This window comes from Streptomyces sp. GL_140 (assembly GCF_057834465.1).
Genome location: NZ_CM174404.1, coordinates 4975094 through 4996134, shown reverse-complemented (window position 1 = coordinate 4996134; position 21041 = coordinate 4975094). Strand labels below are relative to the sequence as shown.

General features: G+C 70.4%; 22 protein-coding genes. 13 read left to right on the top strand and 9 right to left on the bottom strand.

Features of this window, described 5'->3' with window-relative positions:
- The first annotated feature begins 153 nt into the window (after positions 1-153).
- The 6 genes from AC3IYJ_RS23230 to AC3IYJ_RS23205 all read left to right on the top strand — a co-directional run bounded on the left by AC3IYJ_RS23230 (position 154) and on the right by AC3IYJ_RS23205 (position 6704).
- Positions 154-813: a response regulator transcription factor gene (locus tag AC3IYJ_RS23230; RefSeq protein ID WP_308313410.1), complete on the top strand. Its 660-nt coding sequence runs from the start codon at positions 154-156 to the stop codon at positions 811-813.
- Between the two features lie 144 nt (positions 814-957).
- Complete coding sequence (locus AC3IYJ_RS23225) at positions 958-3003, top strand: 2-oxoacid:acceptor oxidoreductase subunit alpha (RefSeq protein ID WP_489396701.1); 2046 nt, start codon at positions 958-960, stop codon at positions 3001-3003.
- Positions 2996-4063: a 2-oxoacid:ferredoxin oxidoreductase subunit beta gene (locus tag AC3IYJ_RS23220; protein ID WP_489396700.1), complete on the top strand. Its 1068-nt coding sequence runs from the start codon at positions 2996-2998 to the stop codon at positions 4061-4063. Before AC3IYJ_RS23225 ends, AC3IYJ_RS23220 begins: the two co-directional genes overlap by 8 nt.
- Positions 4064-4259: 196 nt before the next feature.
- Positions 4260-5120: an SDR family oxidoreductase gene (locus AC3IYJ_RS23215; RefSeq protein WP_489396699.1), complete on the top strand. Its 861-nt coding sequence runs from the start codon at positions 4260-4262 to the stop codon at positions 5118-5120.
- A 156-nt stretch (positions 5121-5276) separates the two neighbouring features.
- Positions 5277-6266 carry an EamA family transporter RarD gene (gene rarD / locus AC3IYJ_RS23210; protein ID WP_489396698.1) on the top strand — a complete coding sequence of 330 codons (990 nt, stop codon included), beginning with the start codon at positions 5277-5279 and terminating at the stop codon, positions 6264-6266.
- Between the two features lie 39 nt (positions 6267-6305).
- Positions 6306-6704: a hypothetical protein gene (locus AC3IYJ_RS23205; protein ID WP_489396697.1), complete on the top strand. Its 399-nt coding sequence runs from the start codon at positions 6306-6308 to the stop codon at positions 6702-6704.
- Positions 6705-6752: 48 nt separating this feature from the next.
- Here AC3IYJ_RS23205 and AC3IYJ_RS23200 read toward each other — a convergent pair whose 3' ends face one another.
- Positions 6753-8333 carry an IS1182 family transposase gene (locus AC3IYJ_RS23200; RefSeq protein ID WP_489396696.1) on the bottom strand — a complete coding sequence of 527 codons (1581 nt, stop codon included), beginning with the start codon at positions 8331-8333 and terminating at the stop codon, positions 6753-6755.
- 120 nt (positions 8334-8453) lie between these two features.
- On the opposite strand from AC3IYJ_RS23200, the gene AC3IYJ_RS23195 reads away from it, so the two are divergent.
- The gene (locus AC3IYJ_RS23195; protein ID WP_489396695.1) at positions 8454-8924 is read left to right on the top strand and encodes a hypothetical protein; all 471 of its coding nucleotides are present in this window, start codon (positions 8454-8456) and stop codon (positions 8922-8924) included.
- Positions 8925-8964: 40 nt separating this feature from the next.
- On the opposite strand, the gene AC3IYJ_RS23190 is transcribed toward AC3IYJ_RS23195, so the two are convergent.
- Positions 8965-9549, bottom strand: a complete 585-nt coding sequence (locus AC3IYJ_RS23190; RefSeq protein WP_489396694.1) for a DUF6193 family natural product biosynthesis protein — start codon at positions 9547-9549, stop codon at positions 8965-8967.
- 202 nt (positions 9550-9751) lie between these two features.
- On the opposite strand from AC3IYJ_RS23190, the gene AC3IYJ_RS23185 reads away from it, so the two are divergent.
- The gene (locus AC3IYJ_RS23185; protein WP_489396693.1) at positions 9752-11092 is read left to right on the top strand and encodes a M28 family metallopeptidase; all 1341 of its coding nucleotides are present in this window, start codon (positions 9752-9754) and stop codon (positions 11090-11092) included.
- Positions 11093-11167: 75 nt separating this feature from the next.
- Here the strand turns inward: AC3IYJ_RS23185 and AC3IYJ_RS23180 are convergent, their stop codons facing one another.
- The 4 genes from AC3IYJ_RS23180 to AC3IYJ_RS23165 form a co-directional block, all read right to left on the bottom strand.
- Positions 11168-11584 (bottom strand): hypothetical protein, encoded by a 417-nt coding sequence (locus AC3IYJ_RS23180; protein ID WP_489396692.1) that lies wholly within the window; start codon positions 11582-11584, stop codon positions 11168-11170.
- Entirely contained in the window at positions 11581-11784 is a 204-nt protein-coding gene (locus AC3IYJ_RS23175) for a ribbon-helix-helix domain-containing protein (RefSeq protein ID WP_239516343.1), read from the bottom strand. The genes AC3IYJ_RS23180 and AC3IYJ_RS23175 overlap by 4 nt, the downstream gene beginning before the upstream one ends.
- Positions 11785-11887: 103 nt before the next feature.
- On the bottom strand, positions 11888-13150 hold the full coding sequence (locus AC3IYJ_RS23170) for a LolA family protein (protein ID WP_489396691.1): 1263 nt from the start codon (positions 13148-13150) through the stop codon (positions 11888-11890).
- Between the two features lie 277 nt (positions 13151-13427).
- Positions 13428-14438 (bottom strand): polyprenyl synthetase family protein, encoded by a 1011-nt coding sequence (locus AC3IYJ_RS23165; RefSeq protein WP_489396690.1) that lies wholly within the window; start codon positions 14436-14438, stop codon positions 13428-13430.
- A 190-nt stretch (positions 14439-14628) separates the two neighbouring features.
- Between AC3IYJ_RS23165 and AC3IYJ_RS23160 the strand changes: the two genes are divergently transcribed.
- A complete protein-coding gene (locus tag AC3IYJ_RS23160; protein ID WP_489396689.1) occupies positions 14629-16146 on the top strand; it encodes a peptide MFS transporter in 1518 nt (505 codons plus the stop codon).
- 31 nt (positions 16147-16177) lie between these two features.
- Complete coding sequence (locus AC3IYJ_RS23155) at positions 16178-18181, top strand: CocE/NonD family hydrolase (protein WP_489396688.1); 2004 nt, start codon at positions 16178-16180, stop codon at positions 18179-18181.
- A gap of 48 nt (positions 18182-18229) precedes the next feature.
- On the opposite strand, the gene AC3IYJ_RS23150 is transcribed toward AC3IYJ_RS23155, so the two are convergent.
- Positions 18230-18424 (bottom strand): DUF397 domain-containing protein, encoded by a 195-nt coding sequence (locus tag AC3IYJ_RS23150; RefSeq protein ID WP_489396687.1) that lies wholly within the window; start codon positions 18422-18424, stop codon positions 18230-18232.
- Complete coding sequence (locus AC3IYJ_RS23145) at positions 18421-19257, bottom strand: helix-turn-helix domain-containing protein (protein ID WP_489396686.1); 837 nt, start codon at positions 19255-19257, stop codon at positions 18421-18423. Before AC3IYJ_RS23145 ends, AC3IYJ_RS23150 begins: the two co-directional genes overlap by 4 nt.
- Positions 19258-19363: 106 nt before the next feature.
- Here AC3IYJ_RS23145 and AC3IYJ_RS23140 point away from each other — a divergent pair, with 106 nt between their 5' ends.
- From AC3IYJ_RS23140 to AC3IYJ_RS23130, 3 genes are read left to right on the top strand one after another with little or no spacing between them, the layout of a single operon-like run.
- Positions 19364-19603 (top strand): hypothetical protein, encoded by a 240-nt coding sequence (locus tag AC3IYJ_RS23140; RefSeq protein ID WP_489396685.1) that lies wholly within the window; start codon positions 19364-19366, stop codon positions 19601-19603.
- Positions 19600-19764, top strand: a complete 165-nt coding sequence (locus AC3IYJ_RS23135; protein ID WP_489396684.1) for a hypothetical protein — start codon at positions 19600-19602, stop codon at positions 19762-19764. Before AC3IYJ_RS23140 ends, AC3IYJ_RS23135 begins: the two co-directional genes overlap by 4 nt.
- Entirely contained in the window at positions 19761-20099 is a 339-nt protein-coding gene (locus AC3IYJ_RS23130; protein ID WP_489396683.1) for a hypothetical protein, read from the top strand. Before AC3IYJ_RS23135 ends, AC3IYJ_RS23130 begins: the two co-directional genes overlap by 4 nt.
- An 8-nt stretch (positions 20100-20107) precedes the next feature.
- On the opposite strand, the gene AC3IYJ_RS23125 is transcribed toward AC3IYJ_RS23130, so the two are convergent.
- The gene (locus AC3IYJ_RS23125) at positions 20108-20914 is read right to left on the bottom strand and encodes an HAD family hydrolase (RefSeq protein WP_489396682.1); all 807 of its coding nucleotides are present in this window, start codon (positions 20912-20914) and stop codon (positions 20108-20110) included.
- Positions 20915-21041 lie beyond the last annotated feature (127 nt).

Here is a 21041-nt window from a genome sequence, read left to right as displayed (position 1 = left end):
GGAGCGCCCCCTTCCACCTCCGAAAACACCGTTCCCACGCCCACGCGTTGATCGCACTCAGGCTTGATCGCGGCACGAGACTGGGATGCTTGGCTGTGTCAGGGGAAAAAGGGCACGAGTGGACGCGGGAGCTTCGAAGTCGTGGAAAACAGGGTGCGGGTGGTCATCGCCGAGGATTCAGTGCTGCTGCGTGAGGGCCTGACGCGGTTGCTGACCGACCGGGGGCATGACGTCGTCGCGGGCGTCGGGGACGCGGAAGCCCTGATCAAGACGGTGGCGGAGCTGGCGGCCGAGAACGCGCTGCCGGACGTGGTGGTGGCGGACGTACGGATGCCGCCGACCCACACCGACGAGGGCGTACGGGCCGCGGTGCGGCTGCGGCGCGACCACCCCGGCATAGGTGTGCTCGTGCTGTCGCAGTACGTGGAGGAGCAGTACGCCACCGAACTGCTGGCCGGTTCCAGCACCGGGGTGGGGTATCTGCTCAAGGACCGGGTGGCGGACGTTCGGGAATTCCTGGACGCCGTGGTGCGCGTGGCCCGGGGCGGTACCGCCCTGGACCCGGAGGTCGTGGCGCAGCTGCTCGGCCGCAGCCGCAAGCAGGACGTGCTGGCGGGGCTGACCCCGCGGGAGCGCGAGGTGCTGGGGCTGATGGCCGAGGGGCGGACGAATTCCGCGGTGGCCAAGCAGCTCGTGGTGAGCGACGGCGCGGTGGAGAAGCACGTCAGCAACATCTTCATGAAGCTCGGCCTGTCACCGAGTGACGGGGATCACCGGCGTGTGCTGGCCGTCCTCACCTATCTAAGGTCTTGATCAACTGACACCCTGTCAGCTAAGGCCGGATTCGGACCGACCGCCGAGAGGGCGGTCCAGATAATGAGCGCCCCTGGGAAGCAATCCCTACCGACGTAGGGTTGCCCTTGGGCAGTGCTCACGCCTCGAAGGAGGTCCAGTTCAGTGACCAGCCAGGTCAGTAGCCCAGCCGAGCATTCCGACGGGGCCGAAAACGCGGTCGTCGGCGAGCAGCGGACGCCCCCGGGCCCGAACAGCGGCGATCCGAGCAGTGGCGATCCGAGCAGTGGCGATCCGAGCAGTGGCGGCCCCGGGGCCACCGAGAGCCCCGCGGCCGCCAAGAGCAGCCCCGGCGGCGGCAAGGAAGTACGCCGTCTCGATCGGGTGATCATCCGCTTCGCGGGTGACTCGGGTGACGGCATGCAGCTCACCGGTGACCGCTTCACCTCGGAGACGGCGTCCTTCGGGAACGACCTCTCGACGCTGCCGAACTTCCCCGCCGAGATCCGGGCGCCCGCCGGCACCCTCCCGGGTGTGTCGAGCTTCCAGCTGCACTTCGCCGATCACGACATCCTGACGCCGGGCGACGCCCCGAACGTCCTGGTGGCGATGAATCCGGCGGCTCTGAAGGCGAACATCGGGGACGTGCCGCGCGGCGCGGAGCTCATCATCAACACCGATGAGTTCACCAAGCGCCCGATGGCCAAGGTCGGCTACGAGACCTCCCCGCTGGAAGACGGGTCCCTGGACGCCTACAACATCCACCCGGTGCCGCTGACCACGCTGACCATCGAGGCGCTGAAGGATTTCGGGCTCCCCCGCAAGGAGGCCGAGCGCAGCAAGAACATGTTCGCGCTGGGCCTGCTGTCCTGGATGTACCACCGGCCCACCGAGGGCACCGAGAGCTTCCTGCGGCAGAAGTTCGCGAAGAAGCCGCAGATCGCCGAGGCGAACGTGGCCGCTTTCCGGGCCGGCTGGAACTTCGGCGAGACCACCGAGGACTTCGCCGTCTCCTACGAGGTGGCCCCGGCCACCCGGGCCTTCCCGACGGGCACCTACCGCAACATCTCCGGGAACCTGGCCCTGTCCTACGGCCTGATCGCGGCCGGGCGCCAGGCCGACCTGCCGCTCTACCTGGGCTCGTACCCGATCACCCCGGCCTCGGACATCCTGCACGAGCTGAGCAAGCACAAGAACTTCGGCGTGCGCACCTTCCAGGCCGAGGACGAGATCGCCGGCATCGGCGCGGCCCTGGGCGCGGCCTTCGGCGGCGCGCTCGCCGTGACCACCACCTCCGGTCCGGGCGTGGCCCTGAAATCCGAGACGATCGGGCTGGCGGTCTCCCTGGAGCTGCCGCTGCTGATCGTGGACATCCAGCGCGGCGGCCCGTCCACTGGTCTGCCGACCAAGACGGAGCAGGCCGACCTGCTCCAGGCCATGTACGGGCGCAACGGCGAGGCCCCGGTCCCGATCGTGGCCCCGCGCACCCCGGCGGACTGCTTCGACGCCGCGCTCGACGCGGCCCGGATCGCGCTGACCTACCGGACGCCGGTGTTCCTGCTCTCCGACGGGTACCTCGCCAACGGCTCCGAGCCGTGGCGGATCCCGGACGTGGCGGACCTGCCGGACCTGACGGTGCAGTTCGCCTCCGGCCCGAACCACGAGCTCGCGGACGGCACCGAGGTGTTCTGGCCGTACAAGCGCGATCCGCACACCCTGGCCCGCCCCTGGGCGGTCCCGGGCACCCCGGGGCTGGAGCACCGGATCGGCGGCATCGAGAAGCAGGACGGCACGGGCAACATCTCGTACGACCCGGCCAACCACGACTTCATGGTGCGCACCCGCCAGGCCAAGATCGACGGCATCGAGGTCCCCGACCTGGAGGTCGACGACCCGGACGGGGCGAATACCCTGGTCATCGGCTGGGGCTCGACGTACGGGCCGATCACGGCCGCCGTACGCCGGCTGCGGCTGGCCGGCGTCCCCATCGCACAGGCCCATCTGCGCCACCTCAACCCCTTCCCGAGGAATCTGGGAGAGGTTCTGGAGCGTTACGACAAGGTAGTGGTGCCGGAGATGAATCTCGGGCAGCTCGCGACCCTCCTGAGGGCGAAGTACCTGGTCGACGCAAGGTCGTACAACCAGGTCAACGGCATGCCGTTCAAGGCCGAGCAGCTCGCCACGCATCTCAAGGAGGCCATCAATGACTGAGGTGACCGACACCCCGAACCTGCTCTCGCTGGTGCCCAAGGCGGCCGCCAAGCAGTCGATGAAGGACTTCAAGTCGGACCAGGAGGTCCGTTGGTGTCCCGGCTGCGGCGACTACGCGGTGCTCGCCGCGGTGCAGGGCTTCATGCCCGAGCTGGGGCTGGCGAAGGAGAACATCGTCTTCGTCTCGGGCATCGGCTGCTCCTCGCGCTTCCCGTACTACATGAACACCTACGGGATGCACTCGATCCACGGCCGCGCCCCGGCCATCGCGACCGGTCTGGCCACCTCGCGCCGCGACCTGTCGGTCTGGGTGGTCACCGGTGACGGGGACGCGCTCTCCATCGGCGGAAACCACCTGATCCACGCCCTTCGGCGGAACGTCAACCTCAAGATCCTGCTGTTCAACAACCGGATCTACGGGCTGACCAAGGGGCAGTACTCCCCCACCTCCGAGGTCGGCAAGATCACCAAGTCCACGCCGATGGGTTCGCTCGACGCGCCCTTCAACCCGGTCTCGCTGGCGATCGGCGCGGAGGCCTCCTTCGTGGCCCGTACGGTCGACTCCGACCGCAAACACCTGACCGAAGTGCTGCGGGCGGCCGCGGACCACCAGGGCACGGCGCTGGTGGAGATCTACCAGAACTGCAACATCTTCAACGACGGCGCCTTCGAGGTCCTCAAGGACCGCGACCAGGCCCAGGAGGCCGTGATCCGGCTGGAGCACGGGCAGCCGATCCGCTTCGGCGTGGACAACGCCAAGGGCGTGGTGCGCAACGTGGCCACGGGTGACCTGGAGGTCGTGACGGTGACCCCGGAGAACGAGGCGCGGATCCTGGTCCACGACTCCTCCTCCGCGTCCCCGACGAACGCGTTCGCGCTGTCCCGCCTGGCCGACCCCGACACGCTGCACCGGACGCCCATCGGGGTGTTCCGCAACGTGGAGCGGCCCGTCTACGACACGCTCATGGCCGAGCAGCTGGAGACGGCCGTGGACCGCAGCGGCAAGGGCGACCTGGGCTCGCTGCTGAGCGGGAACGACACCTGGACCGTCGTCGGCTGAGCCTTCACAGCGGCTCCCGCGCGGACACGACGAAGCCCGGACCCCCTCCTCGGGGGGCCGGGCTTCGTCATGTCCGCGGGTCCATTCCCTTCCGGGACGGGCCCCTCTCGACGCAGGACTTTCTTAAAGTTAGCGCTTACCGTAGGGTGGTGCATATGAGCGGCCGCACCCCGAGGCCCCTACGAAGGAGATCCCCATGAGCATCGTCGTCACCGGAGCCACCGGAGCCCTCGGCCGCCTCGTCGTCGCCGACCTGCTGACCCGCGTGCCCGCCGACCGGGTCGCCGTCGTGGTCCGCGACGCCGCCAAGGCCGCCGACCTCGCCGGGCTCGGTGTCGAGCTGCGCATCGCCGACTACGACGACGCCGCGAGCCTGGCCGGAGCCTTCAGGGCCGGCGACCGGGTCCTGCTGATCTCCGGCAACGAGATCGGCCGCCGCGTGGCGCAGCACACCGCCGTGATCAAGGCCGCGGTCGAGGCCGGGGTGGCGCAGCTCGCCTACACCGGGATCCTGGGCGGACCCGAGGCCGACTTCGAGCTGGCCGCGGAGCACCGGGTCACCGAGCAGGCGATCCTCGACTCCGGGCTCCCGTACACCTTCCTGCGCAACGGCTGGTACCACGAGAACTACACCCGCAGCCTCTCCTCCCACCTGGAGCAGGGCGCCCTGGTGGGCAGCGCGGGCGAGGGCCGCGTCGCCTCCGCGGCCCGCGCCGACTACGCGGCCGCCGCGGCCGTGGTGCTGACCGGCGAGGGCCACCTGAACCGGGCCTACGAGCTCTCCGGGGACGCGGCGTGGACCCTGGCGGAGTACGCCGCCGAGCTGTCGGCGCAGGCGGGGCGCGAGATCGCGTACACCGAGCTGCCGGCCGAGGAGCACCAGAAGGTGCTGATCGGCGCCGGGCTCCCCGAGGGCTTCGCCGCGGTGTTCGTCGACGTGGACGCGGCCATCCGGCGCGGCCGGCTGGGTTCCACCGGCGGCGACCTGGCCCGGCTCATCGGCCGGCCGACGACCCCGCTGACCGAGGCGATCGCGGGGGCGCTGGCCGCCGCGTGACGGCCGGGTGAGGGTCGCGCGACGACAGGGCCCGCGCGGCCGGGGGCCCGGGGCTCCAGGGGCGGGTGTCATGAGCATCTCGCTGAGACGGTGATGACATCTCGCCGCTGCGGCGCTACCTTCATCAGGTTGGCTTGAAGTGGCTCTGGAGGACCCGTGAAGGCAGAGAACGACCAGCGCGCGGGTTTGCTCTACGGATTCGGCGCATACGGAATGTGGGGCATCGTGCCCCTGTTCTGGCCGCTCCTGCAGCCCGCCGGAGCCATCGAGATCCTCGCCCACCGCATGGTGTGGTCCCTGGCCGTGGTCGGGCTGGCCCTGCTCGTCCTGCGGCGCTGGGGGTGGATCGCGGAGCTGCTGCGCCAGCCGCGCAAGCTCGCGCTCCTCACCGCGGCCGCCGCCCTGGTCACCGTGAACTGGGGCGTCTACATCTGGTCGGTCAACAACGGCGCCGTGGTCGAGGCGAGCCTGGGCTACTTCATCAACCCCCTGGTCACCATCGCCCTGGGCGTACTGGTCCTCGGCGAGCGGCTGCGCCGCGCGCAGTGGGCGGCGGTCTCGATCGCCGTCACCGCCGTGCTGGTCCTCGCCGTCGGGTACGGACGGCCGCCCTGGATCTCGCTGATCCTGGCCTCCTCCTTCGCCCTGTACGGGCTGATCAAGAAGAAGCTCGACATGGGCGGCCTGGAGTCACTGACCGCCGAGACCGTGATCATGTTCCTGCCCGCCCTCGGCTACCTGCTGTGGCTCGGCGCGCGGGGCGAATCCACCTTCACCGCCCAGGGCCCGGGGCACGCCGCCCTGCTCGCCTCGGCCGGGCTGGTCACCGCGATACCGCTGGTCTGCTTCGGCGCGGCCGCGATCAGGGTCCCGCTCTCCACCCTGGGGCTGCTCCAGTACATGGCCCCTGTCTTCCAGTTCGGGCTGGGCGTCCTGTACTTCCACGAGGCCATGCCGCCCGCGCGCTGGGCCGGTTTCTCCCTGGTCTGGGCCGCCCTGTCGATCCTCACCTGGGACGCCCTGCGCACCGCCCGCCGCTCCCACACGGCCCGCCTCGAGGCCGCTTCCGCCGCAGCCGCAGCCGCAGCCACCCACGAGCCCGCGCCCCCGTCCCCGACCGCTTCCCCGGCCCGCGAGCCCGCGTAGCCCCCGCGGAGCCTGTCGCCCCCCTGACACCATGTCCTCATGCACATCATCCCCGGCCTCGGCGTCGACCAGGTCAAGGTCGGCGACCACCGTGACGCCGTCGAGGCCCGCATCGGGCCGGCGCTCCACGGTCGGCGCCCCGGCGGCGAGCGTGCCGTGTACGACACCTCGCCGTCTCTCGTCGTCACGTACCAGGAGGACGACACGGTCGAGATCGTGGAGCTCGACCACGCCGGCCCGAGGGGTTTCGCCCCGGTCCGCTACGCCGGGGTCCAGCTGACCTGCCGGTTCCTCGACGAGGTCGTCGCCGACCTGCACGCACTCGGATACCCCAGCACCCCCTCCGGCACCGGCCACGAATTCCTTGCCGGCTTCGCCGTGTGGTCCAAGGGACGCGGAGGAGGGCCGTCCGGAAGCGACGGCCTAGAAGGTTGCTGAAGATCTTGTTGTGGGGCTGTCCGGCCGTGGGCCGGGCGGCCCCTTTCGCTATGTGGTGGCTGGGGCGAGACGCCAGGTGTGGCCGGTCCGGGTGAGTCCGAGGTTGATCAGTCGGCGGAGGTTGAGGACGGCGGCGCGGTGGTGGAGCCAGATGCTGTTGGCGATGACGCCCCGGTGCGGGACTCGTCGGTTGCCTTTGCCGACGAGCCAGGCGATGGCGCGTTCGACCGGTGGCCGCCATCGGCGGTATTCGTTCTGCCAGGCCGGGTCGGTGGCCGCCTGTGCTCGGGCCGCGGCCAGCAGCTCGTGCTGGGGATGGACGTTCACGGTGCGTCCGGTCTTGGAGGCTGTGCAGCGTTCCCGCAGGGGGCAGTCGGTGCAGCCGCGCTTGAACTGGGCGGTGCGGGCGCCGTCCGCTTTGACCCGCCCGAGGTTGGCGGTGTGTCCCGCGGGGCAGGTCGCGGTGCCGGCCGCCTGGTCGATGTGGAAGTCGTCGATGGTGAAGCCGCCGGGGACGGCCCGCCGCATCGGCGGCGGCTTGATCACCAGAGTGTGGCCGGCGGCCTGCAGCTGCTCGCGCAGTTCACCGGTGCCGTAGGCGCAATCGCCGAGCACGGTTAACCCGTCGTTTTCCCCCTCCAGCAGATCGGCGGCGACGGAGGCCTCGTGATTGCCGGGACCATAGCCGCCGGTCAGGGCGACCGCGGTGAACAGCCCGGTCTCCGGCTCGAAGGACACATGCCCTTTGAAGCCGTCCTGGTGGCGGGTGCGGTTCTTGTGGATGTGACGGGCGTCGGGATCGACGGTCGATACGATCCGGTCCGGCGCTGTGCGCTTCGCGATGCGCCAGCGGCCGTCGCGGCCGTCGGAATCCTCGGCAGGCTCGACGTCCTGGCCAGCGACCAGGGCCAGCAGGCCCACCGCGTTCGCTGCCTTCTCGCCCAGTTCCTCCTCGGGCAGGTGCCCGAGGAGGTTGAAGGCGTCGGTCACCAGCGCGTCGACCAGCGCGGCGCGGGCCGCCTCATCGTTCCAGGCGATCTTCGGCTTGCCCGGATCGGTGTAGTCGTGCGCCGAGCACCACGCCGCGGCCGTCTCCTGGCCGCCGGGGACCTCGCGGATCACCCGGCGGATCGCGGAGATGATCTGGGTGACGGTGTCCTGGGTGGCCACCGCGTCATCGAGCACGGTGGAGTCCAGCGCCCGTCGCTGCTTTCCCTTGAGTACGCCGGTCGCGGCCACGACCTCTTTGACCGTGGTGAAGATCCGCATCGGATCGGCCGAAGTACGCAGACGGCGCCGAAAGTACGTCAGCAGCGACGGATCGAAGGCCATGTCATACAGGCCAAGCCCGCAGGCGGCCTTCCACCGCAGGTCACACCGCAGTTCCTGAACGGCCTCAAAGTCCGACAACCCCTGCAGACTCTGCAGCACCACCGTCGCGGCCAGCACCTGCGGCGGCAGACTCGGACGGCCGTTGGACGAGGGATACATGTCGGCGAAGGTCCCCGCCGGGAACAGTGCCTCGCGATGCTCGGCCAAGAATGCGAACACACTCCCCGCCGGGATCAACTCCCGGCAGGTCTCCCACACATCCGGCCCGACCGTCTCCCCGGCCCATTCCCCCTGCATGCCTACAAGACTGGCCCCGACTCGACCGAGCCGGGGCCAGAACCCGAGATTTTCAGCAACCTTCTAGTCGAGTCATTCCGAAGCGCCATGCTCATGCCATGTGTGTCATAGTCGGACATTGTGTGGACAACGCTTGCGCCGCTCATCGGCGTCCTGCTCGGCGGGTTGATGTCGATGCTGGCCCAGCGCTCGGCAGGACGCGCCCTGGAACGCGGCGAGGCGCGCCGCAGTGTTCGTGAACTTGCCGAGGCGCGCCGCAGCGAGCGTCTCACGCACCTCATCGAATTTCTGTCTGCGGTGCAGGAAGCTGAACGAATCGCGGTGGACCGGCATCACCACAACCTGGCTGACGAGCAGTGGCAGGCCCGGGCAAAGCAGGTCCTGGACAAGGTGTGGGTGACGCAGAAGACGATCCACATGCTGTGCACGTCTGAGGTCAGCCAAGCGGCACGTAGCCTCGCCTGGGCAGTACAGGAAGTGATCAGGAAGGGCCCCGAAGACCCGGGAGAGCCACAGGATGAGCAGGTCTGGGCGCACATCCGTCCGAGCCGACAGGCATTCCTTGATCTCGTGCGCGACCAGCTGAGTTGAAACCCCGGGGAGGGTCGTCCAGTGACGGCCCAGCGCCGGCCTAGCGGCGGTCCGGCGGGCCCTTCGGCCCGTCCCACGGCAGGCCCGTCGCCGCGAGCAGGGTGCCGGGGGACAGGTGGGCCCGTACGAGGGCCAGCGCCCCGGCGGCGGTGGACGCCGCCTCGTCCACCGGCGGGTTCCCGCCCAGGACCCGGAACCCGCCGTCGGCCAGCGGCATGACGAACGGGGCCACCTTGCGGTAGATGCGCTCGGTGGTGCTGCTGAAGTGCAGGTTGTAGTGGCTGGTGTGCGGATAGAACCGGCTCAGCACCGGATCCGCGGCGGCCGCCTCCAGTAGGGCGACGGTGCCGGCGCGGCCGACCCCCGGCCCGTAGAAGGCCAGGTAGCCCTCCCAGGTCAGGCGCAGGCTCAGCCAGCGCGCCTCCACCTCGGCGGCGGGGCCCCGGCGCCGGGCCTCCGCCATGTCCGGGAGCTCCGGCCGCGGGGGCCGTGGCCGGGGCCGCGCGGGCGTGCGCACAGGCCCGGGCGGTTCGCCCCCGTCCGGCTCGTCCGGCTCGTCGGGCTCACCCGTCCCGTCCATCTCGTGCATCCCGTCCATCCCGTGCGTCCCGCCCGCCTCTCGCATGCCGCCAGTTTGCCGAATTCCGTCCGAAAGATGATCGGACGCATACGCAAAGTTCAGATTCCGAACAGGGTTGACCGGATTGTGCACTTGACGGGCCGTCACGCTCTCACCGAACATCAGGCAGCACCGACGCACCATGCTCACCTGCCGTTCCCCGCACGTTTCCGCACACATACCCAGTACGGAATCCCGGAGCCCCCACATGAGCCTGTCAGTCCCCCGACGCCTTTCCGTCGTCGCCGCGGTCGCGGTCGCCGGTCTGTTCGCCGCCACCGCCCCCGCCGCGCTCGCCGCGACCACCGGGGCCCATGCCACCGCCACGGCCTCCGCCACCGCCGCGCCGACCCCGCCCGACATACCCGTCGCCAACGTCAAGGCGCACCTGGCGCAGCTCCAGTCCATAGCCACCGCCAACGGCGGCAACCGCGCCCACGGCAAGGCCGGCTACAAGGCCTCGGTGGACTATGTGAAGGCCAAGCTGGACGCGGCCGGTTTCACGACCACCCTGCAGACCTTCACTTCCAGCGGCGCGACCGGCTACAACCTGATCGCCGACTGGCCGGGCGGCGACCCCAACTCGGTCCTGATGTCCGGCTCGCACCTGGACTCGGTGAACGCGGGTCCCGGCATCAACGACAACGGGTCCGGCTCGGCCGCCATCCTGGAGACGGCGCTGGCCGTCTCCCGCGCCCAGCTCCAGCCGACGAAGCACCTGCGCTTCGGCTGGTGGGGCGCGGAGGAGCTGGGCATGATCGGCTCGAAGTACTACGTGAACAACCTGCCGGCCGCCGAGAAGTCGAAGATCTCCGGCTACCTCAACTTCGACATGATCGGCTCGCCGAACCCGGGCTACTTCGTCTACGACGACGACCCGACCATCGAGCAGACCTTCAAGAACTACTACGCGGGCCTCGGCATCCCGACCGAGATCGAGACCGAGGGCGACGGCCGCTCCGACCACGCGCCGTTCAAGAGCGCGGGCATCCCGGTCGGCGGCCTCTTCTCCGGCGCCGACTACACCAAGACGGCCGCCCAGGCGCAGAAGTGGGGCGGCACCTCCGGCCAGGCCTTCGACGCCTGCTACCACGCCTCGTGCGACACGTCGGCGAACATCAACGACACCGCCCTGGACCGCAATTCGGACGCCATCGCCTACGCGGTCTGGAACCTCGGGGCGGCCACCCCGGTCCCGCCCGGCCCGTCCTTCGAGAACACGGCGGACGTCAACATCCCGGACTCCCCCGGAGCCGCGGTGAATTCGCCGATCACGGTCTCGGGGGTCACGGGCAACGCCCCGGCCACCACCAAGGTCGACGTGAACATCGTCCACACCTACCGCGGTGACCTGGTGGTCGACCTGGTCGCCCCGGACGGCACGGTCTACAACCTCCACAACCGCAGTGGCGGCAGCGCCGACAACCTCGTCCAGACGTACACGGTCAACGCGTCGAGCGAGGTGGCCAACGGGGTGTGGAAGCTCCAGGTCAAGGACGCTGCGGCGCAGGACACCGGCTACATCAACAGCTGGAAGATCACCTTCTAGAACCCGCCGCGCGATCCGGTCCTCCAGGGCTCCGGCGTGATCCGACCCGATCACGCCGGGGCCCTTCCGGGCGCCCTACGAGTCCTGCGCGAGGCCCCCTAGCGAGGCCGACAAGGGCTCCTGGATGCGGGCCCGCAGTTCTTCGGCGACCGCCGCGACATCGGCGTGCCCCAGCTTCGCGGCCTCCACCAGATCGCCCAGCTCCTCGGGCGACGGCAGCTGCTTGGCCCCGGCCACGCGCAGGTACGAGCGGGTCGCGGCGGCGGCGTAGAACTCGTTCATCGGGGATTCCAGCGCCGGGCACACCGCGAGGGTGTGCAAAAACGCGGCGGCCCGCCACGCGGTGTCCGGGGCGGGCTGTTCGGGGACCAGGACGAGGTCGTTCTGGTGACGTGCGACGGCGGCGGCCACTCCGGAGGGATCCCACACGGCGGGATCGGACGGGAGGTGGTGGGCCAGAGCCGTCCAGGCCCATTCCATGGTGATCTTCAATGCCCGAACCGCTCCTGGAAGTAGCCCCAGTGGTCGGCGAACTCCTCGATCCCGGACAGGAAGTTCTTCCGGTCCTCGTCGAGCTCGCGTTCCGTGACTTCGGTGATCAGCGCGGTGACCGTCGTGCCCAGGGCCGCCGCGCGCGCCTTCAGGCGTTCGTGGAACTCTTCTTCCAGGCGGATGGTGACGTGTCTCGACATGCGTTTCACGGTACAGCGGGGCCGCTGTACACAGGGCCGGAACGGCAGAAGGGTGGGCAGGGACACAGTCCCCGCCCACCCTTCGGCACTTCGCGCGCTACGCCTACTTGTTGGCGTCGGCCGCCTTCACCAGCGCGTCCTTGGTGACCGCGCCGATGTAGACCTTGCCGTCGTCCGTGATCAGCGCGTTGACCACGCGGGTCTTGAAGACGCGGCCCTCGCCGAACTTCCCGGAGACCTTGTCCCCGAGGGCGTCGAGGAACTGCTTGGCCTCCTTCGGGGCGTCCTTGTCCTTGGCCTTGTTCTCCAGCTCGGTCAGACCCTTGGTCTGGCCGGTGTCGATGCGGGCGATGGAGGTCCAGCCCTCGCCGAGCACCTTCGTCTCGCCCTTGCCTCCCTCGGCTCCGCCCAGCAGGCCGTCGAGGCCGGGGACGGCGCCCAGGGCGCCCAGCCCCTTGTCGTGGCCGTCCTTGCCGTCCTTGCCCTCGCCCTTGGCGTGGTCACCGGCGCCGCCCTCGTTCACCTTGGCGCCCTTGGGCGGGGTGAAGGCGAAGGTGTCGGCGGCGGGCTTGGCGAAGTCCACCTTGGTGAAGCCGGCGTCCAGGATCGGCTTGCCGCCGTCGGTGGAGAGCACCTGCACCCGCAGCGGCACGCCGTTCTTCGCGTCCACCGCGATCTTCACCGAGGAGATGGTGGAGCCGGAGGCCTTCGGCTTCAGGACCAGCTGGTAGGCGTCGCGCCCGGCCACCTGGGCCGTGTCGCCGACCCCGATGTCCGTGGTCGGTCCGGCGGCCTTGAGGACCTCCTGGGCGACCTCCTGCGGGGACGCGGCGAGCCGGTCGCCGGTCTTGCGCTCGGAGCTCTTGTCTCCCTTGCCGCCCTTGCCCGCCTCGGCCGGGGCCTTCTCGTGGAAGGCCTCGTTGGACTTGGAGTCGTATCCCCACACGTCGTCGCCGTTGTGGACGAGCGTGTACTCGTCCTTGCCGTCGACGAAGGTGAGCTTCTGCTGGTCCGGACCGTCGGCGGCCACCCGGAAGGTGTGGGTGCCGTTGGCGAGCTGCGCGATCTTGTCCTGCGGGTCGGCGGAGCCCCCCGTGACGCCCGAGCCGCCGCCGAGGCCGCCGAGCAGCCCGGACGTCAGCGACGGCAGCCCCAGGTCGGTGCTGATCTTGGCGCTGCCGGACAGCTGCTCGACGTCCGAGGCGGCGATCTTCTCGATGAGCTGCTGGGCAGTCACCTTCGGAAGGTCGGGGCCACCGGAGTTCGCGAAGGCCGGAACCATCGCGATCGTGCCGGCGACCACTCCGAACACCGCGACCGGTACGGCGTACCGAGCGGCCTTGCGGGTCTTTGCGTTCGTTGCCATGTCTGTCTGCCCTACCTCTGTGTGTACGGCGGCGACCTATCCGTCTTGCATGCAGTCGACATGCACGACCACTTCCACCCCGTGCCGCCACTCTCACCCGATCTGGTGGGGATGTGCCTCTATCTGACCAAAGCGGGGGGCTCAATGCGTCAGCCCCGGGAGCCAACTGCGCGTACGCCCCAGGGATGACAGAGCGAGGGCCCGGCGTCCCCTACCCGTAGGGGACGCCGGGCCCTCGCCCAGGTCCTTCGGCCGAATCCGACGCGGCCGTCGCGCGTCAGCCCGCGCGGTGCACCACGGCGTCGCACAGCTCCACCAGGGCCGACTTCGCGAAGCACTCGGGCAGCGGGGCCAGCATGGCCCGCGCCTCCTCCGCGTACTGGACGGTGTCCCTGCGGGCCTGCTCCAGGGCCGGGTGGACCCGCAGCCGCGCCAGCGCCTCGGCGTGCAGGGTGTCGTCCGTGAGATCGCCGTCCAGGAGCTTTACGAGGTCCAGGTCGTCCGGGTTGCCGTCGCGGGCGGCCATCTCGCGCAGCCGCAGCACGGGCAGCGTCGGGATGCCCTCGCGCAGGTCGGTGCCCGGGGTCTTGCCGGACTCGTGCGAGTCGGAGGCGATGTCGAGGACGTCGTCGGCCAGCTGGAAGGCGAGGCCGAGGCGCTCCCCGTACTGGGTGAGGATGTCGACGACCATCTCGTCGGCGCCGGACATCAGCGCGCCGAAGCGGCAGGAGACGGCGACCAGCGAGCTGGTCTTGCCGGCCATGACGTCCAGGTAGTGGTCGACGGGGTCGCGGCCGTCGCGCGGACCGGCCGTCTCCAGGATCTGGCCCGTCACCAGCCGCTCGAAGGCCTCGGCCTGGATCCGTACGGCCTCGGGCCCGAGGTCCGCCAGGATGTGCGAGGCGCGGGCGAAGAGGAAATCACCCGTCAGGACGGCCACGGAGTTGCCCCAGCGGGCGTTGGCGCTGTCCACGCCGCGGCGCACGTCCGCCTCGTCCATGACGTCGTCGTGGTAGAGCGTCGCGAGGTGGGTGAGCTCCACGACGACGGCGGAGGGCACGATTCCGGGCGAGTAGGGATCGCCGAATCGGGAGGCGAGCATCACCAGGAGCGGCCTGAACCGCTTGCCTCCGGCGCGCACGAGGTGCTGTGCGGCCTCGGTAATGAAGGGGACTTCGCTCTTGGTGGCTTCCAGCAGACCCGCCTCGACGGCGGCCAGTCCGGCCTGGACATCGGTCTCAAGAGCCTGGTCCCGCACGCTCAGTCCGAACGGCCCGACGACGGTCACGAGGGGTACTCCTGTCTGCTGACGATCACGTTGACGATCACATGGATTGTCGATGTGTCGCTGCCATCACTCAAGCCAGCGTATCCGGTCTGTTTTCGATCACCCAGGGCGCCTGCCCGGCCACCGCACGCGCACCGCCCGATCCACCCCGGTATGTTCTTGAGAAGCCGAAACAACCGGAGAATGCGTTTTGTCCAGAACTGCGACCGAAATAGACGAGCTTCCGGACCCGGAGGCCGACCAGCCGCCGCCCGGCGACGACCACGCCTTCCTCGGACACCCCCGGGGCCTCGCCACGCTCTCCGGACTGGAGGTCTGGGAGCGCTTCTCGTTCCTGGGCATGCAGGCCATCCTCGTCCTCTACTTCGCGGACACGGTGGCCAACGGCGGCCTGGGGATGAACCCCGCCACCGCGGCCTCCGTCTCGGCGGCCTACGGGACCATGGTCTACCTCGTCTCCGTCGCCGGTGGATGGCTCGCCGACCGGATCCTCGGTTCCTACCGCGCCGTGCTGTGGGGCGGCATCCTGATCGCCTGCGGCCACTACGCCATGGCCGTGCCGACCGCCGCCATGACCTGGGTGGGCCTCGGCCTGATCAGCGCCGGCACGGGCCTGCTCAAGCCGAACGTGGCCAGCATGGTCGGCAAGCTCTACGCGACGGACGACCAGCGGCGCGACGCCGGCTTCGCTCTCTATTACATGGGCATCAACATCGGCGCCTTCGCCGGCCCGCTGATCACCGCCTGGCTCGGCGACCACAAGGGCTGGCACTGGGGCTTCTCCGCCGCCGCCATCGGCATGACCGCGGGCCTGATCCAGTACGTCGCCGGCCGCCGCCACCTGGCCGGGCGCAAGCACTCCGCGGAGTTCGCGCTGGCCCCCGACGCGATGCGATCGGCCGTGTGGAAGATCGTCGGCGGGATCCTGGCATTCGCCGTGCTCGCCACTCTTCTGGCGGTACTCGGCTGGTTGACGATGGGCCGTTTCGTCGACCTGCTGACCCTGATCTCGGTGATCGCGCCGATCGTCTACTTCGCGGTGATGTTCCGCAGCGACCGGGTGACGTCCGAGGAGCGGGGGCGACTGCGCCCGTACGTGGTGCTCTTCCTGGCCTCGGTCGCCTTCAACTTCATCCTCTTCCAGGCGTACTCGACGATGATGCTGCTCGCCTCGACGAACGCCCGCACCGAGATCCTCGGGTTCACCTTCCCGGCGGGCTGGTACGCCTCCGCGCTCGGCGCGTTCGAAGTGCTCCTCGCCCCCGTGGTGGCCGCGCTGTGGGTCAGGATGGGCCCCCGCCAGCCGCACTCCTCCAACAAGATCGCCATCGGCGTGATCCTGGGCGGCCTCTCCTTCCTGCTGATGGTCATCCCGACCTCGGGGCACGGCGGGGACGCGTACAAGATGGCCGCCTGGTGGATCATCGGCTCCTACCTGCTGCTCGGACTCGGCGACGTCCTGCTGGAGACCTCGGGCATGTCGGCCACCACCAAGCTCGCCCCGAAGGCCTTCGCCAGCCAGACGATGGCGCTGTGGTTCCTCTCGCTGGCCCTGGCCAACGGCATCCAGGCGCAGGTGGTCAAGGTCTACGGGCACGTCTCCAACCCCGTCTACTTCGGCGTCAACGGCGCCATCGCCGTGGCCGTGGGCCTGGCCGTGATCGCCGCCGCGCCCTGGCTCAAGCGCACGATGCACCCCGTCCACTGACCGTCCCGAGGCGATTGGCGAGACATCCCCGATGATCATCCGTACCGATTTCCCCTACGGGACCACCCACGAGGACGTCCGGATCCCCATGCGGGACGGCACCGAGCTGTACGCCCGCATCTGGCGCCCGGTGACCGACGAGCCAGTACCGGCCCTGCTGGAGTACCTCCCGTACCGCCTCACCGACTGGACGGCCCCGCGCGACTGGCAGCGCCACCCCTGGTACGCGGGCCACGGCTACGCCTCCGTACGGGTCGACGTGCGCGGCCACGGGTGCAGCGGCGGCGACCCGGGCGACGAGTACGACGCCCGGGAGCTCGCCGACGGGGTCACAGTGGTGGAGTGGCTCGCCGCACAACCCTGGTGCACGGGCTCGGTGGGGATGTTCGGGATCTCCTGGGGCGGCTTCAACAGCCTCCAGATCGCAGCGCTGGCCCCCCAGGCGCTCAAGGCGGTGGTCACCGTCTGCTCCACGGACGACCGCTTCGACAACGACGTGCACTACATGGGCGGCTCGCTGCTCGCCGTGGACATGCACGCCTGGGCGGCGACCATGCTCGCCTTCACGGCCCGCCCGCCGGACCCGCTCTACGCGGGCGAAGGCTGGCGCAACCAGTGGCTCTCGCGCCTCGGCGCGGTCGAACCCCTCCTCCACACCTGGCTCTCCCACCAGACCCGCGACGAGTACTGGCGCCACGGCTCGGTGTGCGAGGACTACGGCGCGATCGGCGCGGCCGTCCTCGCGGTGGGCGGCTGGCACGACCCCTACCGCGACACCGTGCTGCGCCTGGTCTCCGCCCTGCCCGCCGACCGGGTGCGCGGCCTGATCGGCCCCTGGTCGCACCAGTACCCGGACCGGGGGCTGCCGCCGGGACCCGCCATCGGCTTCCTCCAGGAGACCCTGCGCTGGTGGGACCACTGGCTCAAGGACAAAAACACCGGCGTCATGGCCGAACCCCTGCTCCGCTCCTGGATCTCCGAATCGCACCCGCCCGCCACCACCTACGAGACCCTGCCCGGCCGGTGGGTCGGCGACCCGTCCTGGCCCTCGCCGAACGTGGACCCGGTGACCTACGCCTTCCAGGGCTCCCCGGTGATCGTGGCCTCCCCGCAGCACACTGGCATGGACGCCGGCCGCTTCTTCCCCTTCGGCAACGACGCCGACCTGCCGCCGGACCAGCGGGAGGAGGACGCGAAGTCGGCCTGCTTCGAATTCCCGGTCGCCGGCTCCGGCCCGGTGGAGATCCTGGGCCGCCCGGTGGTGCGGCTGCGGCTGCGCATGGACGTGCCGTACGGGCAGGTCGTCGCCCGCCTCTGCGACGTGGCTCCGGACGGCTCCTCGACGCTGGTCACCCGGGGCGTGCTCAACCTGTCCGCGCGCCAGGGCCGGGAGAAGGCGGCCCCCTGGCCGGTGGGCTCGTACGAGGACGTCCACTTCGAACTGAACGGCATCGGCCACTCCTTCCCGCCGGGACACCGCATCCGCCTGGCCCTGTCCTCCGCCTACTGGCCGTGGATCTGGCCCCGGGCCGGCTCCGAACACGGCTGGATCCTGGACCCGGCGGGCAGCGCGGTGGAACTCCCGGTCCGCGACCCCTCGTCGGACGGCGAACCGATCCTCTTCGAGGCCCCGGAGCAGTCGCCGCCGCTGGGGGTCTCCTACCCCGAGACCCTGGACGGGCAGAGGCCGGAACGGCTCGTCGTACGGGACGTCGCGCGGGGCCTGTGGCGCCTGGAGGTCGACCCCCGGTACGGCGGCACGCGGGTGTATCCGGACGGGCTGGAGTTCAGCGAGGACGCGCGGGAGGTCTACGAGATCCAGGACGGCGATCCGCTGTCGGCGCGCACCCACTCGGACTGGACCGTGCGGCTGCACCGGCCGGAGCTGGGCTGGGACGTCTCGGTGATCACGCGCTCGGAAATCGCGTGCGACGAGGGCGGCTTCACGACCACCAACGAGGTCGTCTGCCGGGAGGGCGACGAGGTCCTCTTCCACCGCACGTGGGAACGGCGCATCCCCCGCGCGGCGGTCTGACGACCTCCGGCCGGGCCCCGGGTACGACGCCGGGGCCCCGGCAGGCGGTCAGAGTGCCTTGATGCCGTCCACGAAAGCCGCGAACGCGGTGGCCGGAACCTCCAGGACCGGGCTCTGGGAGAGCTTCGAGTCCCGGACGGGTACGACACCGCGCGAAGCGACGAGGTTGGTGGCCACCTCGACGCACGCGCCGCCGTTGTCGCTGTAGGAGGAGGTGAACCAGCGGGGGGATTCGGTCGTCACGAGGTGCCCTTTCGCAGCTGATCGATCATGGCCACGGATGCCGCCTGGGTGCATGCCTCGGCCTGAAGTTGATGGTAGGCCGTCAGCAGAGGCACCACCGTGTTGTTGTCCCGCTCCAGATGGCCCCGTTGGGCCGATTCCGCGTAGGACATGATCGACCGGTCCGGCAGCGTCAGGATGTAGAGGGGCAGGTTGAACGGCCGCCGCTCGCCCATGTCGAACGGTGCGATCTGAAGGACGGTGTTCGGCTGTTCCGCGAACTCCAGCAACCGTGTGAACTGCTCCCGCATGACCTCGGGTCCGCCCAGCGGCCGCCGGATGCAGCTCTCGTCCAGCACCGCGAGGACCAGCGGCGGCGGGGTCCGCAGCAGCACCTCCTGCCGGTCCGCGACGATCGCGATGCGTTCGGCCGCCTGGTCCGGGGTGCTGGCCCCGCGCTTGACGGCGCTCTCGGCGAGCACCGTGGCGTACTGCGGCGTCTGGAGCAGTCCCGGTATGACGCCGACCTCGTAGAGCCGGATCTCCACAGCCCTGCTCTCGTACCCGAGGAACTCGGGGAAGCCCTCCAGCAGGACCCCGTGGCGGATCTCGCGCCACTGGCGTTCGAACGTGTCCTCCGTTCCCGCCGTGCCGAAGACGGAATCCGCACTGCGCGAGAAACGCAGAGTCGAAATCTTGCGCCCGGTTTCCACCGCCGAGATGTGCGTACTCGAGTAGCCCATCCGTTCGCCCAGCTCTTCCTGCTTCCACCCCCGCTCCTCTCGTGAGCTGCGCAGACGCGCTCCGAACGCCGCTTCGGGGCCCGCCTCGGGGTTCAACTCCTTGCGATTCACCGACTCGTGACCAACTTTCCGTTCCGTACTGGCAAGTTGAACTGTCCCCACGGCCGGGCCACGCTGAACCCACCGAGTAGTGCATCCACTACGGAGAGGCACGGCCATGCGTGGAATGCCCATTCCCCCTCCCCCCGCCCCCGGAACCCTCGTGGTGGACACCAGCCGCGACGACCGCGTCGGGGAGTTCCGGGGCCTCGTCGGCCCGTACTGGGCCCTGCGGCCCGTGCGCGGCGGGCCGGAGTGGGAGGCGGAGCCGCGCGACGTGCGGCCCGCCGACCCGATGGAGCGGCTCCGCGCGGAGACCGCCCGGCGCAACGCCCGGAGCGCGGAGGGGCTGCTGTGAGGGACACCACGGCGGCCGAACTGCGCCGCATCGAGTCGGACCCCGCCTACCGGGCGCGGTTCCGGAGCCTGCTGGACGCGGCCCTGGCCCGCCGGGCCGCCGAGCGGGTCGCCGCGTACGAGGCGTTCGCGCGGGCCGTCGGCCGGGGCGGGACCGGGTGAGCGGCCGGGCCGCGGCGTGCGGAGCGGTCGGCGCCCTGTCCTCCGTGCACCTGGACGGACTCGCCCGGCTGTGCCCCGGCTCGCTGCGGGAGGTGGTCGGGGCGGGCACCGAGCTGCGCTGCGCCCTCGGCCGGCACACCGGCCCCCACATGGACGCCCTGCACGAGGGCCCGCCCGGAGCCGCCCTGTGGGCCCGCTGGGGCGGACCCGGCGCGGACGCGGTGCTCGCGCTCCCGGACTGCCCGGTGGTCGACGGGCCCGGCGGCGGGGGCTGCGGCCAGTACCTGGCCCACCCCGGCGGCCACGCCTGGGAGGTCGCGGACCCGGCTCCCTGAGGCGGCGGTCAGCCGAAGAGGCGTTCCAGGACCACCGCGATGCCGTCGTCCTCGTTCGAGAGGGTGACCTCGTCGGCCACGGCCAGGAGTTCACGGTGGGCGCCGGCCATGGCGACCCCGTAGGCCGACCACTCGAACATCGGGACGTCGTTCGGCATGTCGCCGAAGGCGATCGTCCCGGACCCCGCCACGCCCAGGAGTTCCGCCGCCACCGCGAGGCCGCCCGCCTTGTCGATGCCCGGCGGCTGGAGCTCGACCGTGTGCTCCCCGGCCATGGTGACGTTGACGAGGTCCCCGACGACGCCCCGGGCCACGGCCGTCAGTTCGTCGTCGGACAGGTGGGAGTGCTGGAGCAGCACCTTGTTGATCGGGGAGGACCAGAGGTCGGCCCGCCGGGCCACCCGGATCGTCGGCAGGTGCGGGTGCCACATCTTGTAGCCCGGACCCATCAGCATCTCGGCGCCGAGGCCCTCCTGGTTGACGGCCGCGAAGACCTCGCCGACCTCCGCCTCGATCTTCCCGAGGGCGACCTCGGCCAGTTCCCGGTCCATGGCCACGGAGTGCAGCAGCCGTCCGGCCCCCGCGTCGTAGACCTGTGCGCCCTGTCCGCACACCGCGAGCCCCGTGTAGCCGAGGCCGTCCAGGACATGGCGGACCTGCGGTACTGGTCGGCCCGTCACGATGATGTGCCGGGCCCCCGCCGCGCGGGCGGTGGCGAGTGCGGCGCGGGAGCGGGTCGAGACGGTGTCCCCGGCACACAGCAGGGTCCCGTCCAGATCGGTGGCCACGAGTGCATAGGGGAGGGCGGAAGTCACGCGTACAAGGATACGGACCTCGAGGGACAAGTCTTACAAATTGCGCGAATCCGCCCTCCCACCAGCCCCACCATCCCCTTAACCTGTCAAGCAGCTCCCGGGACACCCCCGGACCGCGCCGAAAGCG